This is a genomic window from Acetatifactor sp., from assembly GCF_982438285.1.
On sequence record NZ_CEWDFQ010000512.1, the window covers coordinates 1 to 1500 of the forward strand.

The 1500-nt window shown below is 43.0% G+C and carries 2 protein-coding genes; both read right to left on the reverse strand.

The features are described 5' to 3' along the window. Positions 1–610: hypothetical protein (locus tag AC1WIP_RS15790; protein WP_481142723.1), on the reverse strand; the 610-nt coding region annotated here is incomplete at its 3' end. A gap of 313 nt (positions 611–923) precedes the next feature. Then, the gene (locus tag AC1WIP_RS15795; RefSeq protein ID WP_481142724.1) at positions 924–1406 is read right to left on the reverse strand and encodes an alpha/beta fold hydrolase; all 483 of its coding nucleotides are present in this window, start codon (positions 1404–1406) and stop codon (positions 924–926) included. Positions 1407–1500: the final 94 nt, after the last annotated feature.

Consider the following 1500-nt stretch of genomic DNA (forward strand, 5'->3'; position numbering starts at 1 on the left):
GCTCTATCCCCGTTTTTTCACCAAGCCCCAGCTTCCCTGCAAAATCAGTCACCGTTTCGGCCGTTATTTTCCTGTCATATCCCAGAGACCTTCCTGAAGCCAGATCCGTTCCCGTGGCTATGTCAAAAAAATAATAGTAATATCTGGCATTTGAATACGCCTCCCGCCACTCGTACTCATTTACATAAAAAGCTTCCCCCTCATCGTCCAAAAATGGCACCTCACTGTCCACCAGACGTTTATACTTTTCTAGGTATTCGCTGTAGTACTTCTGGCTTCCTGTCTCAAAGCTTCCCTCGTACTCAAATTCCCCATAGGCATCCAGAAGCAGCGAAACAGTGGCCTCGTCTGCGTAGGGCAGATTCTTCTCATCTTTAAAATCCCCCCAGTATTCATAAACCTTTGCAGCCTTAGCCGCTTCCTCCTCCCATTCCTCCAAAGCCTCCTGCTGTGTTTCTTTTTGTATTTCTTCCGGCATCTCTTCCTGCGTCGTTTCAAAAACAGAGCTTTCTTCCGCTTCTGTATGCTCACCGACTACAGACGATTCGTTTCCGCAGCCTGCGGATACCAGCGCTAAAACCGTACATACGGCCACTGCCATTTTTCTCATAATCATTTTCCTTTCAGCAGTTTTCCTGCCCTTATCCTGACAAAGCAGACACGACCTGCAAGGCCCTTGTTTCAAAAACATCAAAAAGAAAAACTTCTCCTTTTCATCCTTGCTTATTTTCACCCAGACCTTTTGTATTTCCTTCAACAACCCCATTACGGGACTTTTCATTTCGTTGCGCACAGGGAGGCAATTCCATGGGGATAAATCCATAAATGCCTGTACAGCTTTTATGTAAACAGTGTCAGCGGCTCCCAGCACTGCCCCTTGTACTTCTTCCATATAAATTACTGTCCCTGATCAACAAAAATCCCTATTTATCAAATAAACATAGCTTCTCAAAAGCTCTGTCCATCCCTTCCTTTCCCGGCAGATGACCTGAGTTTTTCACGATCTCACATTTTAGATTATCATTATCAGCGGTCTCAGCCAGCCGACTGGCCTCCGCCGCAGATGTCACGATATCCGTGTCTCCCTGTAGAATAATATAGGGAATCTGAACCCCGGACAACAATTTTGATAAATCTAAATAAATGATTTCTTTCCACAAGGATTGATTTTTTTGATAGCCATTGATCATAATGGCTTTAAAATCCTTTATCTTATAATCCGGACTTGTAAACAGTCCCTTTATGATTTTTCCAGCCGCAGCTTTTTTTCCTGCTTTATTTTGATATCCCGATGTGTATTTTCTGATGCCTGCAGCAAGCATTTGAAACTCTTTGGGAGAAACACTCTCCTTGCGTATGCCTTTTATGGCTTCCAAATTTTTTCTGGGAATCTTGGAATTTTCCAATGTATTTATTACTTCTTCATTAAAAAATACATCTTTTATTATTTGTCCCCTAGAATGTAGCCCCTCTCAGACTGTGTATGCCGGTGTATAGTGT